Source organism: Bacillus sp. LJBS06 (genome assembly GCF_016924995.1).
Lineage (GTDB): Bacteria > Bacillota > Bacilli > Bacillales > Bacillaceae > Bacillus > Bacillus stercoris.
On record NZ_CP070483.1, the window covers coordinates 2,019,566 to 2,037,711 of the forward strand.

15 protein-coding genes and 1 pseudogene are annotated in these 18,146 nt (G+C 44.8%); 3 read left to right on the forward strand and 13 right to left on the reverse strand.

Annotated elements, in window-relative coordinates; translation table 11 throughout:
• Nucleotides 1–378 precede the first annotated feature (378 nt).
• From JQX68_RS10130 to uptA, 3 genes and pseudogenes are all read left to right on the forward strand, one after another.
• Nucleotides 379–830, forward strand: a pseudogene (locus tag JQX68_RS10130) (GtrA family protein).
• A 6-nt stretch (nt 831–836) separates the two neighbouring features.
• Nucleotides 837–1,730 carry a UTP--glucose-1-phosphate uridylyltransferase GalU gene (gene galU / locus JQX68_RS10135; protein ID WP_147771955.1) on the forward strand — a complete coding sequence of 298 codons (894 nt, stop codon included), beginning with the start codon at nt 837–839 and terminating at the stop codon, nt 1,728–1,730.
• A gap of 72 nt (nt 1,731–1,802) precedes the next feature.
• Nucleotides 1,803–2,399, forward strand: coding sequence for an undecaprenyl phosphate transporter UptA (gene uptA, locus JQX68_RS10140; protein ID WP_003231529.1), 597 nt, complete (start codon nt 1,803–1,805; stop codon nt 2,397–2,399).
• Between the two features lie 48 nt (nt 2,400–2,447).
• Here the strand turns inward: uptA and nrnB are convergent, their stop codons facing one another.
• From nrnB to JQX68_RS10205, 13 genes are all read right to left on the reverse strand, one after another.
• Entirely contained in the window at nt 2,448–3,647 is a 1,200-nt protein-coding gene (gene nrnB / locus JQX68_RS10145) for an oligoribonuclease NrnB (protein WP_147771956.1), read from the reverse strand.
• 168 nt (nt 3,648–3,815) lie between these two features.
• Entirely contained in the window at nt 3,816–5,351 is a 1,536-nt protein-coding gene (locus JQX68_RS10150; protein ID WP_081483621.1) for an acyl-CoA carboxylase subunit beta, read from the reverse strand.
• A 10-nt stretch (nt 5,352–5,361) separates the two neighbouring features.
• Nucleotides 5,362–6,144: an enoyl-CoA hydratase gene (locus JQX68_RS10155; RefSeq protein ID WP_069149665.1), complete on the reverse strand. Its 783-nt coding sequence runs from the start codon at nt 6,142–6,144 to the stop codon at nt 5,362–5,364.
• A gap of 20 nt (nt 6,145–6,164) precedes the next feature.
• Nucleotides 6,165–7,064: a hydroxymethylglutaryl-CoA lyase gene (gene ldeG / locus JQX68_RS10160; protein WP_014664154.1), complete on the reverse strand. Its 900-nt coding sequence runs from the start codon at nt 7,062–7,064 to the stop codon at nt 6,165–6,167.
• Nucleotides 7,065–7,078: 14 nt separating this feature from the next.
• Complete coding sequence (locus JQX68_RS10165) at nt 7,079–7,300, reverse strand: acetyl-CoA carboxylase biotin carboxyl carrier protein subunit (RefSeq protein ID WP_014664155.1); 222 nt, start codon at nt 7,298–7,300, stop codon at nt 7,079–7,081.
• A gap of 14 nt (nt 7,301–7,314) precedes the next feature.
• A complete protein-coding gene (locus JQX68_RS10170) occupies nt 7,315–8,649 on the reverse strand; it encodes an acetyl-CoA carboxylase biotin carboxylase subunit (protein WP_014664156.1) in 1,335 nt (444 codons plus the stop codon).
• Between the two features lie 9 nt (nt 8,650–8,658).
• Nucleotides 8,659–10,308: an AMP-binding protein gene (locus tag JQX68_RS10175; RefSeq protein ID WP_147771958.1), complete on the reverse strand. Its 1,650-nt coding sequence runs from the start codon at nt 10,306–10,308 to the stop codon at nt 8,659–8,661.
• A gap of 43 nt (nt 10,309–10,351) precedes the next feature.
• A complete protein-coding gene (locus JQX68_RS10180; RefSeq protein ID WP_014664158.1) occupies nt 10,352–11,494 on the reverse strand; it encodes an acyl-CoA dehydrogenase in 1,143 nt (380 codons plus the stop codon).
• A gap of 51 nt (nt 11,495–11,545) precedes the next feature.
• On the reverse strand, nt 11,546–11,848 hold the full coding sequence (locus JQX68_RS10185; protein ID WP_147771959.1) for a DUF5367 family protein: 303 nt from the start codon (nt 11,846–11,848) through the stop codon (nt 11,546–11,548).
• A complete protein-coding gene (locus tag JQX68_RS10190) occupies nt 11,838–12,002 on the reverse strand; it encodes a hypothetical protein (RefSeq protein ID WP_129093188.1) in 165 nt (54 codons plus the stop codon). The genes JQX68_RS10185 and JQX68_RS10190 overlap by 11 nt, the downstream gene beginning before the upstream one ends.
• 108 nt (nt 12,003–12,110) lie before the next feature.
• Entirely contained in the window at nt 12,111–13,643 is a 1,533-nt protein-coding gene (locus JQX68_RS10195) for a glycoside hydrolase family 10-like protein (protein WP_147771960.1), read from the reverse strand.
• 153 nt (nt 13,644–13,796) lie between these two features.
• The gene (locus JQX68_RS10200) at nt 13,797–14,189 is read right to left on the reverse strand and encodes a DUF1360 domain-containing protein (RefSeq protein WP_014476970.1); all 393 of its coding nucleotides are present in this window, start codon (nt 14,187–14,189) and stop codon (nt 13,797–13,799) included.
• A 110-nt stretch (nt 14,190–14,299) separates the two neighbouring features.
• The gene (locus tag JQX68_RS10205; RefSeq protein WP_147772429.1) at nt 14,300–18,139 is read right to left on the reverse strand and encodes a non-ribosomal peptide synthetase; all 3,840 of its coding nucleotides are present in this window, start codon (nt 18,137–18,139) and stop codon (nt 14,300–14,302) included.
• Between the last annotated feature and the right edge of the window lie 7 nt (nt 18,140–18,146).

Consider the following 18,146-nt stretch of genomic DNA (forward strand, 5'->3'; position numbering starts at 1 on the left):
GGAACTGGATACATTTATTCATTGATAAGATGGGGCTAACATAGACGGCTGTTACCGACTTCTTCTTCGCTTCCTGTTCCCTCGAATCTCGTTGTTTTAGAGCTATTGACATAATAGACATCTTTGCAGATAGGAAATCATGGCTCGAAACTTCTCAATCTATTGAATTCGGGCTGCTTTTTCTGCTGATTCCTGTTTACATTGTTCTCTTCTTTGTAAGACATTTCGTTATCATTCCGCCCTCTTCCCCTTCGACATACTGCATATTTTGTCCATCCTTATGTAAAGAGAGCGGTATACCCGCTTTTTCATGTTTTGTTCATATTTTATTAATTGTTTATTCAACACTGTCCATAAAAGTAATCAATATCAACAAATATGGCAGCTATTCGCATCTTTTATGAAGGGAGGTCGGTGCCGTTATGCTGAAAGAAAAAATAAAAACATTAGGACGCTTTTGCACCGTAGGCGTCGGCAATACACTGATAGATTTTGGTGTCTTCTTTCTCCTTACTGCTTGTCATGTCCCTTATCTGTCGGCGCAGATCTGCTCCTATTCGGCAGGTATCATCAACAGCTATGTGTGGAACCGGAATTGGACATTTCGTGTAAAACGTAAGGCTGACGGGAAAGAGATCGTACGCTTTCTCATGATTAATATTGCCGCGTCGGGGATCACCTTTTTGCTGCTTTATTTGTTTCAAAACTGCGGATGCTCGCTTTTGGTGAGTAAGCTCGCCGCCACTATCGGCGGAATGATGATGAATTTTATCGGAAACCGAATCTGGGTATTTGGAGATTCGCTGAAAAATATACAGGATCAGGAGTGAAGATGAATGAGAAAAAAAGTGAGAAAAGCGGTTATTCCCGCAGCGGGTTTAGGAACGAGATTTTTGCCGGCGACAAAGGCGCAGCCTAAAGAAATGCTCCCAATCGTCGACAAACCAGCAATCCAATATATTGTAGAAGAGGCCGTAGAGTCAGGAATTGAAGATATACTGATTATTACAGGGAGAAACAAACGCTCGATTGAAGATCATTTTGACCGATCGGCGGAATTGGAATTCAATCTGCGGGAAAAAGGCAAGACGGAGACACTTGAAGAAATGCAGCAGATCGCCGATTTGGCCAACATTCATTACATCCGCCAGAAAGAACCGCTCGGATTAGGCCATGCGGTACTGTGTGCGGAGCATTTTATCGGAGATGAGCCTTTTGCCGTTCTCTTAGGTGATGATATTATGGTGTCTGAAACACCGGCTCTTCGGCAATTAATGGATGTATATGACGTTTATGGCACAGAGGTTGTCGGTGTACAGTCAGTTCTCCCTGAGGATGTCAGCAAATATGGTATTATAAATACATCAGGGTCTCAAGGGCATGTGTATGAAGTGAAAGATTTAGTTGAAAAGCCTTCACCTGAAGAAGCGCCTTCCGACATCGCCCTAATGGGACGGTATGTGTTGAATTCTTCGATCTTCCCCGTTTTGAAGTCAATTGGCAGAGGCGCGGGAAACGAAATTCAGCTCACAGATGCGCTTCGTGAGGTTTGCCGTAATGAGCCGATCCATGCTCGGCTGCTGGAAGGAAATCGATATGACATTGGCGATAAGCTGGGCTGTTTTAAAGCGAGCACTGAAATCGGCTTAATGCGTCCCGAAATGAGATCTCAGCTTTTGACCTATTTAGAAGGTGTAATCAAACGGGAAACGAAAGAAATGCTGCGGTAAAAAAATTGTAACCATCTTGCTCGTCAATCAGTCATATAATAGTGAAAAAGATTAGGACAGGTTGTGAAGAATATGGGCAGTTTGATAAGCGAAATTTTAACATGGCTGACGAACATGGGATATGCGGGTATTGCGATTGGGTTAATGATTGAAATCATTCCGAGTGAGATTGTATTAGCTTATGGCGGCTATATGGTATCGGAAGGCACGATTGGGTTTATTGGCGCCATTATTGCGGGTGTTATCGGAGGTACCATTGCCCAGATCTTTATTTACTGGATCGGCCGCTATGGAGGCAGACCATTTTTGGACAAATACGGGAAGTATTTATTGATTAAAAAGCATCATATCGACATGTCGGAAAACTGGTTTCAAAAGTACGGCGCCGGGGTTGTTTTCTCGGCTCGTTTTATACCGGTTGTCAGACATGCGATATCCATTCCTGCAGGTATTGCCAGAATGCCATTTCTCAAGTTTGTGGTACTGACTGTGCTTGCTATCATTCCATGGTCTATCCTGTTTGTTTATTTAGGCATACAGCTAGGAAGCCAGTGGGATGATGTAGAGAACATAGCGGGTACTTATACAACACCGATTATGATATTGGCTGTTGTTGTGATAGCCCTTTATTTTGTGATTAAGAAACGTACAGCCATATTCAAACGATAGCTAGCGGATATGCATAGGGGTGAATGAAGCTCCCCTATGCATATTTTTTTACTTGCGATGTTGATTTGCCAGCTTCAGATTCTCCGCTAAAAATGCGACAAACACTTCATCCCGCACGAGCGATGCGGCATAATTTCTTTTAATGAACCATTCTGCTTCTTCAAACGCTGCGAATGTTTCATCCTGTGTTTCCCCGTTAATTTGGATATTCCACTCGTTGTCTAAAGGAAACAGAAAAAATCTCATTTGAGCACGATTTTCATATAATGATCCGTTCGCAGATCCTTTTAGATTATAGATGTTACGGAAAGCATCAGGCCGTACAGGATCAATCCGGAAAGCTTCAGTTACAAACAACTCGTATACTTCATCGGTTATTGAACAGCCGGATGCCTTTGCATGCCCTCCGCCGCCATATCGGCCGGCGATCTCTGACACATCGATGTAATCATGAATGGTGCGCAAACTGACTCGTTTTGATCCCATGCTTAAAATTGCAATGTAATCGAGGTGCGGATTATCTTTCCCTAGCCTGTTTCCCAGTTCTGAATGGTACGATTCAGCGTGAACAATGCCTACACAGTGTTCGTGCACAAAGGTTTGTACCATTTCCCTTTTCTTTCTGCGGAGGTAACGCTCAATTTTTTCGTCTTCTAAATCAAGCAGTTTTTCTTCAAAATCATCGAAGAAAAATTCGTCATGCGAGGAAAGGCGCTGAATCATTTTTGCCTCAAATTCATCAATTGACAACAAAAAGAAAAGATCATTAAGCCGCTTCGCCTGTTTTTGATCGTACCGCTCCCATTCCCATGTATCGTATTGGCGGACGAGCTCTGTGAATTGGTCTAAGGCATTTGTCGGTTTCATGAAGCCATTTTCAACAAGATAGCCATATAAAAGTGACGTCGCGGATGTGAGCCTTCCATCATCGTATTCCACCTGGATTAATCCCCATTCATGCTCATTCAAATGAAGGGCTGTTTTATGATGGTCAATAAGCTTCACTTTGCCCCCTGCATGAACATAATCATTCAATCTCTGTTCGTTTTCTTCATTGACGGCGAGATCGGTGATGAATAATGCATCTTGTCTGTTGCTCGCCTTCATTTTTTCCAAAAAGTACTGCACCTGTGCGTTTAAGCCGTTGACAGAGTTATACCGGACCTCAACGTCTTTTCCGAATGCCAATTTTGCTACGATTCCGCATCCTACTCCGTCCAAGTCGTTATGTGAATATAAATGATACATAATGTAGGCCCCTTTTTATGATAAACTGACAATTGCCGCTAAAGATGCGGCAGCCTTTATTTACTATTCTAAAAAACAAAGCGTTTTATGCAAAGGCGATTAGTTTACATAATATTATTATTGTGAATATATAAAAGAGCGCTTTTGGCGCTCCTAAGTTCTTGCTTTTTATACCGGATAAACCGGATGCTTTCGATTGGTAAATGTCATTTCCTTTGTCATGTAGGCCTTCAGCCGTTTGGCCAGCTCATCACGCAGCGAATTGGCTGGGATAACAGCATCAATGATCATTTCTGAAGCCAGACGGTAGATATTGATGTCCTCTTTGTATTCCTCCCGTTTATCGCCGATAAATGCGGCTCTCTCTTCTTTTGGCAGTTCGGCGATTTTTTTAGCGTAGACAGCGTTTACAGCGGCTTCGGGTCCCATGACGGCGATTTGGGCAGTTGGGAGCGCTAGACAGCAGTCCGGTTCAAAGGCAGGCCCTGCCATTGCATACAACCCCGCTCCGTACGCTTTTCGGACAATGACAGAGAGCTTTGGAACAGTTGCCTCCGACATCGCAGAAATCATTTTCGCTCCGTGTCTGATAATCCCCGCCTGTTCCACTTTTGTGCCAATCATAAAACCGGGAATATCCGCTAAGAACAGCAACGGGATATGAAACGCGTCACATAAGGTAATAAACTTAGCCGCTTTGTCTGCTGAATCGTGGAATAAGACGCCGCCTTTAACCTTCGGCTGGTTTGCAACAATGCCGACAGGCTGTCCCTCGATCCGTGCGAAGCCTGTTACTAATTCTGGTGCAAATAAGGCTTTGATCTCAAAAAATGACCCTTCATCAATGATCCGCTCAATCAGCTCATGCATATCAAAAGGTGCGTTCTGGTTTTGCGGAATGACGTCGGCAAGCGGGATGTCGAAGTGTTTTGGCGGGCGTTCCTCATGAATGGGCGCCTTTTCTTGAAAATTCGCCGGAAAGTAAGACAAATAAGCCCGCGCCAGATGTATGGCTTCTTCTTCAGTTTCTGCAAGAATATCTCCGCAGCCGGAGATGGAGCAATGCATACGAGCGCCGCCCATTTCTTCGAGGGACACTTTTTCGCCAATGACCATTTCCGCCATCCTTGGCGAGCCTAAATACATGGAGGCGTTACCATCTACCATAACGACGATATCACAGAAGGCCGGAATATAAGCGCCTCCTGCCGCAGACGGTCCGAAAAGCAAACAGATTTGCGGAATGCGTCCCGATAATTTAACTTGATTATAAAAAATTCTTCCTGCTCCGCGTCTCCCTGGAAAGACATTGATTTGATCGGTGATTCTGGCGCCTGCTGAATCGACTAAATAAATGAGCGGAACGTTTAGTTTTTCGGCAGTTTCTTGAATTCTGATGATTTTTTCAACGGTTTTAGCTCCCCAGGAGCCCGCTTTCACTGTTGAATCATTTGCCATGACGCAAACGGTTTGGCCGCCGATTTTGCCGATCGCTGTTACCACTCCGTCAGCGGGAAGGCCGTCTGACATGCATTCCGCAAAAAAAGCGTCTTCTAGCTCAATGCCATCGTCAAAGAGAAGCGAGAGCCGCTCTCTGACAAAGAGCTTGCCTTTTTCTCGATTGCTTTGGTGATACTTTTCCGCTCCGCCTTTTCGGATTCGTTCGGCCAATTCTGTTCGTTCCTTTTCATAATCCATGAGCATTGCCTCCCTTTTATATTCCCTTATATACGGCCCGTCTTTTTTCTTGAAACGCCTGAAGTCCTTCTCTCCTGTCTTTTGAAGGAATGGTATGTTCATACGCCTTTTGTTCAATCGCAAGACCTGTAGCGAGATCTGTCTCCAATCCTTTATTGATTGCGAATTTAGCTTGACGGACAGCGATCGGCCCGTTAGCAGAAATAGCTGCAGCCAGTTCCTCTGCTTTTGGCATAAGGTCACAAGGAGCCGTGACATGCTCTACAAGGCCTATCTCTTTTGCTTCATGAGCAGTTACGCGTTTGCCGGTATAAATTAATTCTTTGGCTTTTCCTCTGCCAATCAGCCGGGGCAGTCTTTGGGTCCCTCCAGCGCCTGGAATAATAGCTAACCCTGTTTCCGGGAGTCCCAGCATAGCTGATTCAGATGCAATTCGAAGATCGCATGCCAATGCCAATTCTAGCCCGCCGCCTAATGCGCTGCCGTTTATCGCGGCTATGATTGGCTGCGGCAAGGCTTCAAGGAAAGACGCTGTTCTTTGAATGAGAGTTACACTTTCCAGAACCTGATCTTTTTTTAGTTTTATTCGTTCTTTCAGGTCTGCCCCCGCACAGAACGCTTTTTCGCCGGTGCCGGTGAGGATGACGCAGCGAATGTTTGAGTTGAATTCAATTTCTTGAAGAATCATTTGCAGGTTTCTAAGAATTTCTGCTGAAAGAGCATTTGCCGCTTGAGGCCTGTTTAAGGTTATCAACGCAATATGTTCTTTTTTCACAGTGAAAAGAATAGATTCTCCCATTGTATGCGTCCTCTCTTTTATCAAGATGATTTAAATACTTGTAAATTTCGGCTCGGCAGCTGTTTGCCCATTTTTTCTTCAATCCATTTGGCCGCAGATAGCAGTTTTTCGAGCTTTACATTTGTTTTGATGCCCATCTGTTCAAGCATGTACACGATATCCTCAGTTGCGGCGTTTCCTGATGAACCTGGCGCATATGGACATCCGCCAAGCCCGCCTGCCGAGCCGTCGAATACCGTGATGCCCATTTGGAGCGCTGTGACCATGTTGGCGAGCGCTGTTCCTCTCGTATCATGAAAATGCAGGGCGATTTGATTCGCGGGGAACCGTGCCAATAGAGCTTCAAGTACAGTTTCCACTTGGGCAGGATTAGCCGCTCCAATCGTATCTCCAAGCGACAGTTGAGAAATCCCAAATTCAAATAGAGCTTCTGAAAGGCGAATGACTTGTTCAATGGGGACATCTTTTTCGTACGGACAGCCGAAAACAGTCGAGAGGTAGGCTCTTGTTGTGAGGTTTGCTTTTTTTGCGTCATTGTTTACTTGTTTGAGTACACGAAGAGTTTCAGAAGTGGATTTATTGATGTTTTTTCTGTTGTGCGTTTCGCTGGCGGACATAAAAACGCAAGCTTCGTTAATGCCTCCTTCAAGCGCATTCTCCAGTCCTTTTTGATTCGGGACAAGCGCCGCGTACGTTACCCCTTTTTCACGGTCAATGCCTTTTGCTACATCAATAGCATCTCGAAGCGCTGGAATCCATTTCGGATGAACGAAGGATGTGATTTCAATATACGAAAGCCCTGTCCGGGAAAGCTGGTTGATCCAGGTTATTTTATCCTTTGTTTCGATCCATGCGGACTCGTTTTGTAAACCGTCACGCGGGCCGACTTCTTTGATTGTCACTTTTTTAGGATATGACATGGTCTTCCTCCAAATTATTGAGTGGAATCGCTTAATTCGAGCAGTACGTCGCCTTCATTTACAAAGTCGCCTTCATTTTTTTTGACTTCTTTTACGACTCCGCTTCGATCTGCAACGATCGGGATTTCCATTTTCATCGATTCCAAAATGGCAACCTCCTGGCCTTTTTCAATTTTGTCGCCGGCTTTGACGTGGACTTTCCACAGGTTTCCTGCCATTTGTATGCTAACTGTCATAACAACTGCCTCCTTTATAGGTGTTGTTTCAAAAAGTCAGTCGTAACATCCCCTTCTTTAAATGCCTTTGATGCCGCAGCCTGTATGAGAAGCGGAAGATTTGTTTTGATTCCTTCTACATGGTAGTCGCGAAGCGCTGTCTCCAGTTTTTCAATTGCTTCTGTTCTGGACTGGCCTTTGACGATCATCTTAGCGATCATCGGGTCATAAAAAGGGGTAACAATGCTGTCTTTTGCTACCGCACATTCGTGTCTGACCCCTTTATGGTCAGGGAGTGAGAACGCAGTGATCGTGCCTGGTGACGGGTAGAAGGTCTTGGGGTCTTCCGCGTATATTCTCACCTCTATCGCATGCCCGTTTCGTTTGATGTCTTTTTGAGAGAATGTGAGTGTATGGCCCGCAGCAATTCGCAGCTGCTGCTCAACTAAGTCCAGGCCTGTTATTTCTTCAGTCACGGGGTGTTCAACTTGCAGTCTCGTATTCATTTCGAGGAAATAAAAATTTTGCTTTTGGTCAACTATAAATTCGATGGTGCCTGCGTTCGTATAGCCGATCGCCTTTGCTGCTTTTACTGCCGTTTGCCCAATCCTCATTCTCAGTTCATTGTCTACAAATGGAGACGGCGCTTCTTCAATGACTTTTTGGTGGCGCCTCTGAACTGAGCAATCACGTTCAAACAGATGTACTGTATGGCCGTGTTGATCGGCTAAAAGCTGAACTTCGATATGGCGTGCATGTTCAATGACTTTTTCTATATACATTGATCCGTCACCGAAAAAATCTGCCGCGCGCTTTTTGTTCCCCTCGTACGCTTTTTTTAATGCTTCTTCATTTTCAACAAGCTGCATTCCGATGCCGCCTCCGCCCGCTGAAGCTTTCAGCATGACAGGATATCCGATTTGACTAGCAGTGCGGCAGGCTGCCTCTATGTCTTCGAGGGGTTCTGAAACGCCGGGCACCACAGGGACACCCGCAGCCTCCATTGCTTTGCGCGCTTCAATTTTGCTGCCCATCTTTGCAATGATATCGGGTGAAGGTCCGATAAACACGATGTTTTCTTGCTTGCAGCGTTCAGCAAATCGGCTGTTTTCTGATAACAATCCATATCCCGGGTGGATGGCGTCGGCATTTGCTTTTTTTGCCGTCTCTATGATTCTCTCTATATTTAAATAACTTTCACTGACTCTTGATTCCCCGATCAAATAAGACTCTGTAGCGGCTTTTGTATGGGACGCTTCCTTGTCTGCTTCTGAATAAACCGCGACTGTTTTGATGCCTAGACGGCTGCACGTTCGGATAATTCTCATTGCAATTTCTCCGCGGTTGGCGATCAGTACTTTAGTAAACATGATTTCACCTCATTGAGTTGATGATAAGTTGAACATTTCAATGGTTTTTTCTCGCAGTTTATATTTTTGAATTTTACCTGAAGCCGTCATCGGATAGTCGTCTGTAAAAATCACATAACGCGGAATTTTGTGGCGGGCGATTTTTCCTTTGCAATAGGCTTTAAGCTCATCAGATGAAACGCTTTTACCGTCTTTTAGTTTAATCCAGGCTGCAGCCTCCTCCCCGAATTTGGCGTCAGGCACACCAACGACCTGTACGTCTAAAACAGCGGGATGCCGGTATAAAAATTCTTCAATTTCCCGCGGGTAAATGTTCTCCCCGCCTCTGATGAGCATATCTTTTAATCTTCCGGTGATACGGCAGTACCCGTCTTCATCCATGACAGCAAGATCTCCTGTAAATAGCCATCCGTCATGATTGATTACTTTTCTGGTCGCTTCTTTGTCTTTATAATAGCCTTTCATGACGTGATAGCCGCGGGTGCATAGCTCTCCCTGCACGCCTCTTTGAACTTCTTGGCATGTCCCGGGCTCTACAATTTTCACTTCAGTATGCGGCAGGGCTCGGCCGGTTGTTTCGACTCTTCTTATGAAGGAATCATTTGCCCTCGTTTGCGTAATGACCGGCGAGGCTTCTGTTTGTCCATAGGCGATTGTAATGTCTTTCATGCCCATCCTTTCAATCACAGCTTTCATTACTTCACTTGGACAGGGAGAGCCGGCCATGATGCCTGTTCGGAGCGTTGATAGATCATATGCATCAAAATCCGGATGATGCAGCTCGGCGATAAACATGGTAGGCACACCATGCAGCGCTGTGCATTTCTCTTTTTCTACCGTTTTAAGGACGGTAACGGGATCAAATTCTGGAACAGGTATCATGGCTGCCCCGACGGACACACATGCCAAAACCCCGAGCACGCATCCGAAGCAGTGAAAAAACGGAACCGGGATGCACATGCGGTCTTGAGCGGATAAAGCCATACATTCAGCGATATTGGCAGCGTTATTGATGACATTAAAATGGGTCAGCATCACGCCTTTTGGAAACCCTGTTGTTCCTGATGTGTATTGCATGTTAATCACATCGTCTTTATCCAGGCTGTTCATTCTTGCTTCCAGCTCAGCATCTGTCACTGTTTTTGCCAATATCTCTATATCGTCCCACTGATACAAGCCAGGCAATCGTTTATTGCCAATATAGATCAGCGTTTTTAAAAAGGGATAGCGTTCAGATTTCAGTTGGCCGGGCTTTGCTTCTTGCAGTTCTGGTATTAAACTGTTCACGATGTCTGGATAAGAAGTGCCCCTGTATGAATCCATGATGATAAGTGCCGCGGCATCCGATTGCTTTAACAAGTAATCAAGCTCGTGTGCTTGATAATTGGTATTGACGGTTACGAGCACGGCTCCGATCTTCGCAGTTGCGAACTGCACGGCAAGCCATTCAGGGATATTAGAAGCCCATATGGCGACGTGATCTCCTTTTCCAATCCCCATCCGCATGAGACCTTTAGCGGTTTGACGGCACAGACTGTCAAATTGGGCGTACGTATAGCGGATATTCCGGTCTGGATAAACAACAGCGTCTCGAGCGGGATGCGCTTCAGCTGTTTGTTCCAGCAGCCTGCCGATTGTGGAATGGATGAGTTCAGCCATTGATTGTTCCTCCTTTCTTAATGATTAGAAAGCGTTTACATTTTCATTTTAAAAGCTGTCTGGCGATCACGAGGCGCTGAATTTCAGATGTGCCTTCACCAATTTCCATTAATTTTGCATCCCGCAGCATCCGTTCCACCCCGTACTCTTTCATATATCCTGAACCTCCATGGATTTGAATGGCTTGATTGCAAGCTCTAGTCGCCATTTCAGAAGCGAACAGCTTGGCGTACGCCGCTTCTTTTGTGAACGGACGATTATGGTCTTTCAGCCAGGCGGCTTTTAACACCATTTGCCGTGCCAGATCAATTTCCATCGCCATGTCAGCAAGCTTAAATTGAATCGCTTGGAAGGAAGAAATCGGCTGTCCAAATTGCTTCCGTTCTTTCGCATATGCCAATGATGCGTCAAGTGCCGCCTGGGCAATGCCAACCGCAAGAGCAGCAATGGAGATTCGCCCGCCGTCCAGCGTATATAGAAATTGTTTAAATCCTTTTGTTGGATCGCCGAGTAAGTTGCCCGCAGGCACTCTTACATCCTCAAGCAAAATTTCTGCTGTATTCGAACCGCGGACGCCCATTTTATCGTACGGGCTCGTAATCGTGAGTCCTGGTGTGTCAGTTGGCACAATCAATGCGGAGATGATGTTTTTTCCGTCTTTGTTTTTGCCTGTTACCGCGGTCACAATAACTGTCCGTGCGTAGCTTGCATTTGTGATCCAGCACTTTTCGCCGTTGATTACATATTCGTCACCATTTGAAATCGCTTTTGTTTGAGTGCCTCCCGCATCTGAGCCGGCATTTGGTTCCGTCAGGCCGAATGATCCGAGTGCTGTTCCCGAAGCCAGCGGCGTCAAATGCGTCCGTTTTTGTTCTTCTGTTCCAAAGTAATAAAGAGGGCTGGCGCCTAATGAGACCGCTGCAGCGTAGCTTAATCCAGTACTGCCGCAAGCTTTGCCGACTTCTTCAACCGCTAAGGCATATGAAATCGTATCACCGCCAGATCCGCCGTACTCTTCTGGAAATGGAATACCCATCAGCCCGAGTTCACCCATTTTTTTAAATGTTTGGATCGGGAACTCGCCCGTTTGATCTACATGTTCAGCGTGAGGAGCAATTTCTTTTTTCGCAAAATCTTTTACCATTTCACGCACCATTTGTTGTTCTTTTGTCAGCTCAAAATTCACGTCGTTTCCCCCTTCACATCTTTGTAACATTTTATTAGGCGAGTTCTATAATCATTCCCTGACAAGAAAAGTCTGAAAATTAAAACTGAATCCGTAGGCGCATACCATCCATATCGCAAACGCAATAACTTGACCCTTTGATAAAGCCGGGAAGATGAGGGGATGATTCCAAAGGGAAATCGTATCAATCAATAAACCGACCGCTGATCCCCATATACCTAGCTTGATCACCGCGAACTGTGATTGATCGAGTTTTTGATAGAGAAAGAACACAAGGCATAAAACAAGAGCGGTGCCCGCTCCCAAGAGAAGAAAGTTCGGCAAAAAGGCTTCTTCAGCCGGATCAGTCAACACAGCATCTCCGAACAGCACAAAAAATAATGTGGCAACTAACCAGACTAGAAATGAAAACGTAAAACACGTCCTGTACGTGTTTCTCTTCGATTTTATTTAGTACTAATTTCTCAGATTCCAATAATGGAAAATGTCCAAACACCGCCTCCAATATTTATGTGAATCTCACCTTTGTTTTTTAAAAAAATACAGCGATTTACCATCGTTTCCTGTCTCCAAAATCACTAAAAAAGACGACTTAGAAAGCCGTCCTTCTCATTTCTTATTTTGTTGTTCGTTTGGAAGCCTTGCTTTCGTTATGAAGCCGGTCTGCTGAAGTGACATAATACGTATATTTCTTGTTAGGATCTGCCGTGTTATCTAAGAAGGTTTGCTGCTCATGTGTTTTTCTTTGCGTTGCCAGCAATGTTCTCTGCTTTTTCCCTTCGGCTCTGTATATCGCATAATAGGCTGTTTCTTTCGTTTTTAGATTTGATGGGTGATCTTTAATCTGTAGAAAATTGCCGTTTTTGTCTTCGGTGACTTTCGTAAGCTTCGGTTTTTTTGGGGCGGTATTGTCAAGCCAAGGCATTTGCGGAACCAGTGCCGGCTTGCTGTAAAGATCGGCGATGAGCCTGTCTTTGATGCCAAGCGGATTTTTGTTGAGATCCTTGAGACTGAAATGCATGCTTCCTTTCACCAGTTCAAGCTGGCGGTTCAAAGTGATTTGCCGCACATATTCCTCAGGGTCGGACCAAGGCGGATCAAAATTGTTATTGATTTTATATGCTGCCTGGCCAATATATAAGTGAACAGGCCTATTTTTGACTTCATTGCTCCACCAATCAGCCAGCACGTCGTACGCCGCTGCGTTAAAGCCGATACTCCAATAAATTTGCGGAGCAATATAATCGATGTCGCCTTCTTGGATCCAATGTCTTGTGTCTGCATATAGATCGTCATAATTTCTGACGCCTGCTTTTGTATTCGATCCGGTCGGGTCATCTGCGGCGTTTCTCCATACTCCAAAGGGACTGATGCCGAATTTGACATACGGTTTTGCAGCTTTAATTGTTTGGTTGATTTGTTTGACAAGCTGGTTCACATTGTCCCGCCGCCAGTCATCGATATTAGAAAAAGCGTCTTTTCCGTATTGTTCATACTGTGCTTGATCGGGAAATTCCTGTCCTGCTATTTTATAAGGGTAAAAATAATCATCCATATGAACAGCATCGATATCATAATGTTTTACGACTTCTTCAATGCCTTTGACGATAAAATCTCTCGCTTCTGGAATGCCTGGATGATAATACAGCTGGTTTCCATAGGCGGCAACCCAATCTGGATGTTTTCTTGCCGGGTGATCCTCAGACAATTTATTAAGATCTGTATGATTCATTGTAATACGGTAAGGATTAAACCACGCGTGAAATTCCAAATTTCGTTTATGGGTTTCCTCAATCATAAATGCAAGCGGATCATAGCCCGGGTCTTTCCCTTGGACACCTGTTAAGTATTCAGACCAAGGTCCGTAAGCGGATGGATAAAAGGCATCAGCCGTCGGTTTAATCTGAACAATAACGGTATTCATTCCCATTTTTTGTACATCATCCAGCAGTTTGCTATACTCCTGCTTTTGCTTTTCAACCGATAACCCTTTTTTTGACGGCCAATCAATGTTCAATACGGAAGCTATCCATACGGCTCTCAGCTCCCTGTCAGACTGTGCATTGGCCATAAACGGAACGGAGATGACAAACGTTCCGACGATCAAGCTGACAAGGAAACGGACAATCGACTTTTGGCAAACCTTCATTCTGTTTCTTCTCCCCCATTACATCACTTTCACTATTCGCTATTACGGTATTCCCGGGCTATAAAAGGGTGATTAACAGAATGAAGAAATCAGGATTTATGTCTATCTCACTAAATAAACGAAAAAAGTCCTAAAGCATGTTGTGAGCCGCTTTTAGGACTTTTTATCATTCATCATGGTTTGCAGGCTTTTTAACACATCAATGAGTTTTACGCCGACACCGACAGCGGTTTCAAGGATCGCTTGTGCCCCGGCGATGGCTAAAATAAAGATCAGCGGTATAGCAATACGAGGCAAAAAAAGATAGCCAAGTCCGATCAAGATGGCACACCAAACACCGGCACACCAGTAGCAATTGAGCATGTATCCAAAATTAGAAGCCGGCACGCTTTTTTCGTCTACATGCCCGTTTTGATCTACAATCCTTTTCTTTTTCATAAAAGGTTTTCGGATAAATTCTGTGATTTTGTCGAATACAATCAAATGTGTTAGCCTGTAACTGGCTAGAATCAGCATGATAAATGTAAGAAAAGATAGGTGATCCATGGGAAGCCTCCAAGAAAAAGGATGATGTTATCATTCCCTAGTGTCCTTTATCCATTCTTGTACAAACAGAAAGACGGACAGAGAATGCATGCCTCTGTCCGCTAATTTGCTTATCGTTTTTGCAGTATCGCGTTATTTAAAGTGATCTTGTCTATTATGTCGAGGATGATGTCAGCATTCTTTTCAGCATATATTCCTTCCAGCATGTCTTTATGAGCGCCAAAGCCCGTGTACTCACTGTAGGTTCCACAGGCTCCCTCCCATTTCGTCAAGCCTGTATGCCCGCTGGTTTCGGTTTGAATTCCAGCTTCAATGAAATGAATGTTTGCTTTGATGTGCCCTTCATTCAGCAATTGTGCCCAATATGCCTGATAGTTTCTCTTTTTCTTGATCACCTTTTCTCTGACCGCTTCAGGCAGATATGCTGCAGATTCGTCATTTCCTGTATCGATAGGCAAAGACTGTTTTTTGAGATAAGCGTCCACGATAATGAAGTCGCTGACTTCCAATCCTTTGCGCTCCATAGCCTGTGCCACTTCAAAAGCCAGGTTTCCGCCTGCGGAGTAGCCTAATAAAACGTATGGGCCTTCAGGCTGTATGTCCGTGATGCAATTAACATATTGTTCAATGCGGGTGTCGTGTTCTATAAAGTGAAATCCGTAGACAGATGCCTTGTCATTCAGCAATAAAGCAAGGTCTTTGAAATAAATGCCAAATCCTGATATCGGCGGGAAGCAGAACAAGTTTTGCGCGCCGTGCTGGTTCAGTTTGATCACATGCTGTTCATTTGCGTCTGTCAGCTGTTTAGAGTAAAGTGTTTCGGCAAGCTGAGCGATTGTCGGATGTTCGAATAACAAATCAATCGGTATATCAATTTTCTGCTGGTGCTTCAGGGTGTGTATGACCTGCAGTGCTTTTAGTGAATGTCCGCCAAGTGCAAAGAAGTCATCATCAATACTGATTGTGTTGACACCGAGAACATGCTTCCAAATGTTCGCCAATTCTTCCTCAACCAAGTTTCTTGGCAGTGTGATGTCCTTCCGTTTGTCAGGCTTATTTTCTGGTATAGGAAGAGCGCTGCGGTCTATTTTTCCGTTTCCGGTCAGCGGCATCCGGTCCACACGCACCCAGTGCTGTGGGATCATATAGTCTGGGAGCACACGCGTCAAATCGGCACGTATCTCCTTTTCTGTTCGTTTGTCATCGCCGACGTAATGAGCGTACAGCTGTCCCTCTCCGTCAATTTCTCTCATTGTCACTGCCGCTTCCTGCACACCTTCCATTTCTAACAGGCGCGCTTCAATTTCGGCGGGCTCAATTCGTTTTCCGCGGATTTTCATCTGCCTGTCCATCCTGCTGATGTATACTAAGTTTCCATCGGGCAGCCAGCGCGCCAGATCACCGGTACGGTATATTCTTTCTTCAGGCAAGAAAGGATGTGGAGAAAAAACAGCATTTGTCAGATCTTCTCTGTTCAAATAGCCTTTTGCGACTCCATCACCGCCTACACAAAGCTCGCCGGGAACGCCTATTGGCAAAAGTTTCCCTTTTGCATCTAAGATATAAGCGGTGCTATTGCTGATTGGTTTCCCGATCGGAATCGGCCCTGCATAATCTCTTTTCATCTTAAAAAAGGTTGAAAATGTCGTGTTTTCCGTAGGTCCGTAAATATTATGAAGCGCAAGATCAGGACAGGCATGTCTGACAGCATTCATCAGGGCGGGAGAGAGTGCTTCTCCTCCGACATATAATGTATGGAGCCCGCTGAACATGTCTGCTCGTACCTGTGCCAGCTGATTAAAAAGAGCTGTCGTTAAAAATAGCACGGTGATGTCATTTTCAATCAAATACGCCCCAAACCGATCAGGTGACAGCAGTGTCGATTGATCAATGATATGAAGGCTTGCACCATTTAATAGCGCCCCGAACATTTCAAAGGTGACGGCGTCAAAGCTGATAGATCCAGTCAGAATAAATCGGTCATTAACGGACGCAGACGTATAATTGCTGTTTTTGACAAGGGACACGACATTGCGATTGGTGATCATGACGCCTTTCGGCCGGCCTGTTGATCCTGAGGTATACATGATGTACGCAAGATCATCTGGGCTGGAGCTGATGTTGATAGGGATATCGTTCTCTTCCATCAATCCCTGCGCATCTGAAATGATACTTGTTCCTGAGAATGCAGTTGTTTGCTCCAGCCCCTTTTGAACAATCAGCATTTTTGCTTGTGTTTCCTCAAGCATAAAGCTGGCTCGTTCAGGAGGGAGCTCAGCATCAAGCGGGAGGTATGCTCCCCCTGCTTTTAAAACGGCAAGCACACTGATGATGAATTCGGGAGAATGTGCAGCCAATATGCCGGCTGTCTCGTTTTTCCGAAACCCTTTTTGATATAACGCTCTGGCGAGTGAATTAGAGCGTTTATCAAGCTCTTCATACGAAAAAGACATATTCCCATATACAAGTGCGGTATGGTCTGGTGTTTTTTCTGCTTGTTCTCGAAATAAATCGATAATTGTATGATTCTTTGGATACTCTGTTTTTGTATTGTTGAACTGTGTGACAATCTGCTCTTTTTCTGTTGCATCAAGAAAAGAAAAATCAGCAATAGGAATATCAGGATAATGTGCAGCTGTGCTTAGTGCTTGCGTAAATTGCCTCTTGATACAGCTGATCCAGGCAGCATCGAAAACGAACGCATTATAGCTGAATTTGATGACAAGTTCTTCGCCGGGAGCAACGACTAGATTAAAGTGATATCCTGATTGCTCGGATACTTGAACTTGATCGATTTGCAGCGGTGAATCGGTATGATCAGCGGAATCGGCGATTTTCTGCTGTAACGGATAGTTTTCAAAGACGAAAATGTGATCAATCAGTTCCTGTTTTAATGTTGTGTTTGCCTGAATATCAAATAGAGGCTGACAGGTAAACGGCTCAGCTTCCAGCATTTCTTTCTGGCATCGTCTGAGCAGTTCTTGGAACGTTTCGTCTTGCTGTGTTTTAATGCGAACCGGAATGGTATTGATAAACAATCCTATCATTTGCTCCACGCCCGGAATTTCTGACGGTCTGCCTGATACAACCGCACCAAATACAACGTCGTCGGTGCGGTTATATTGCTGGAGCATAACGCCCCAGACGGCCTGAATTAGGGTAGCGAGGGTGACGCCGTGTTGTTTGGCACTCTCTTTCAGCTTGTCAGTCAGTGACTTACTTAATGAAAATACCAAATCTTCACGGAGATACCCCTCTTTTGTTTCTTTATCAGACACACGAGGCAGCGGTGATGGGGTGCTGTAGTTTTTTAAATATGAATCCCAGTACTCCGCCGCTTGTGCTTTGTCACGGTTTGTCAGCCAGGAAATATAGGTGCTGTACGGACGGACAGGGGCTAAAGAAAGTGTTTTACCTGTACAGATAGATTGATAAATCTGCATAAATTCCTGAAGTACGATGCCAAGGCACCAGCCGTCCATTAAAATGTGATGATGGCTCCAGACACAGACATGCTCCTCTTCAGCTGTTTTGAACAGAGAAATTCGCATCAGCATGTCTTTTTGCAAATCAAAGCCTTTTTGTTTGTCTCTTTCCTTAAAGCATTCAATATACTCATTCTGGTCGTTTGTTGGCAGATGGGAAATGTCTTCACTGCACAAATGAAATTCGCGTTCAGTCATCACGACTTGCCGAGGTCCCGACAAATGCGGGACGTGCGGCAAAAAGACGGTTCTGAAAATGTCATGGCGGTCGATGATGGTTTGAATGCTGCGCTGAAACCATTCATAACTGAGGCTTCCTTTAATGGTGAAGAGCGACTGTTCAACGTATGCCCCTTCCTCTTTACGGAGGAAGGAATGAAAGAGCATTCCCTCCTGCATGTGACTCAGAGGATAAATGTTCTTGATTTTTTTGATGTTATTCATAATGTCTGCACCTTTCTTCACGGATTCA

Coding starts and splice junctions, on each gene's coding strand:
- JQX68_RS10170 (WP_014664156.1), bottom strand. CDS start 8,649: ATGTTTACTAAAGTACTGATCGCCAACCGCGGAGAAATTGCAATGAGA.
- nrnB (WP_147771956.1), bottom strand. CDS start 3,647: ATGTATCATTTATATTCACATAACGACTTGGACGGAGTAGGATGCGGA.
- JQX68_RS10165 (WP_014664155.1), bottom strand. CDS start 7,300: ATGACAGTTAGCATACAAATGGCAGGAAACCTGTGGAAAGTCCACGTC.
- JQX68_RS10200 (WP_014476970.1), bottom strand. CDS start 14,189: ATGGATCACCTATCTTTTCTTACATTTATCATGCTGATTCTAGCCAGT.
- JQX68_RS10195 (WP_147771960.1), bottom strand. CDS start 13,643: ATGAAGGTTTGCCAAAAGTCGATTGTCCGTTTCCTTGTCAGCTTGATC.
- JQX68_RS10155 (WP_069149665.1), bottom strand. CDS start 6,144: ATGGGAGAATCTATTCTTTTCACTGTGAAAAAAGAACATATTGCGTTG.
- galU (WP_147771955.1), top strand. CDS start 837: ATGAGAAAAAAAGTGAGAAAAGCGGTTATTCCCGCAGCGGGTTTAGGA.
- JQX68_RS10150 (WP_081483621.1), bottom strand. CDS start 5,351: ATGCTCATGGATTATGAAAAGGAACGAACAGAATTGGCCGAACGAATC.
- JQX68_RS10175 (WP_147771958.1), bottom strand. CDS start 10,308: ATGGCTGAACTCATCCATTCCACAATCGGCAGGCTGCTGGAACAAACA.
- uptA (WP_003231529.1), top strand. CDS start 1,803: ATGGGCAGTTTGATAAGCGAAATTTTAACATGGCTGACGAACATGGGA.
- ldeG (WP_014664154.1), bottom strand. CDS start 7,064: ATGTCATATCCTAAAAAAGTGACAATCAAAGAAGTCGGCCCGCGTGAC.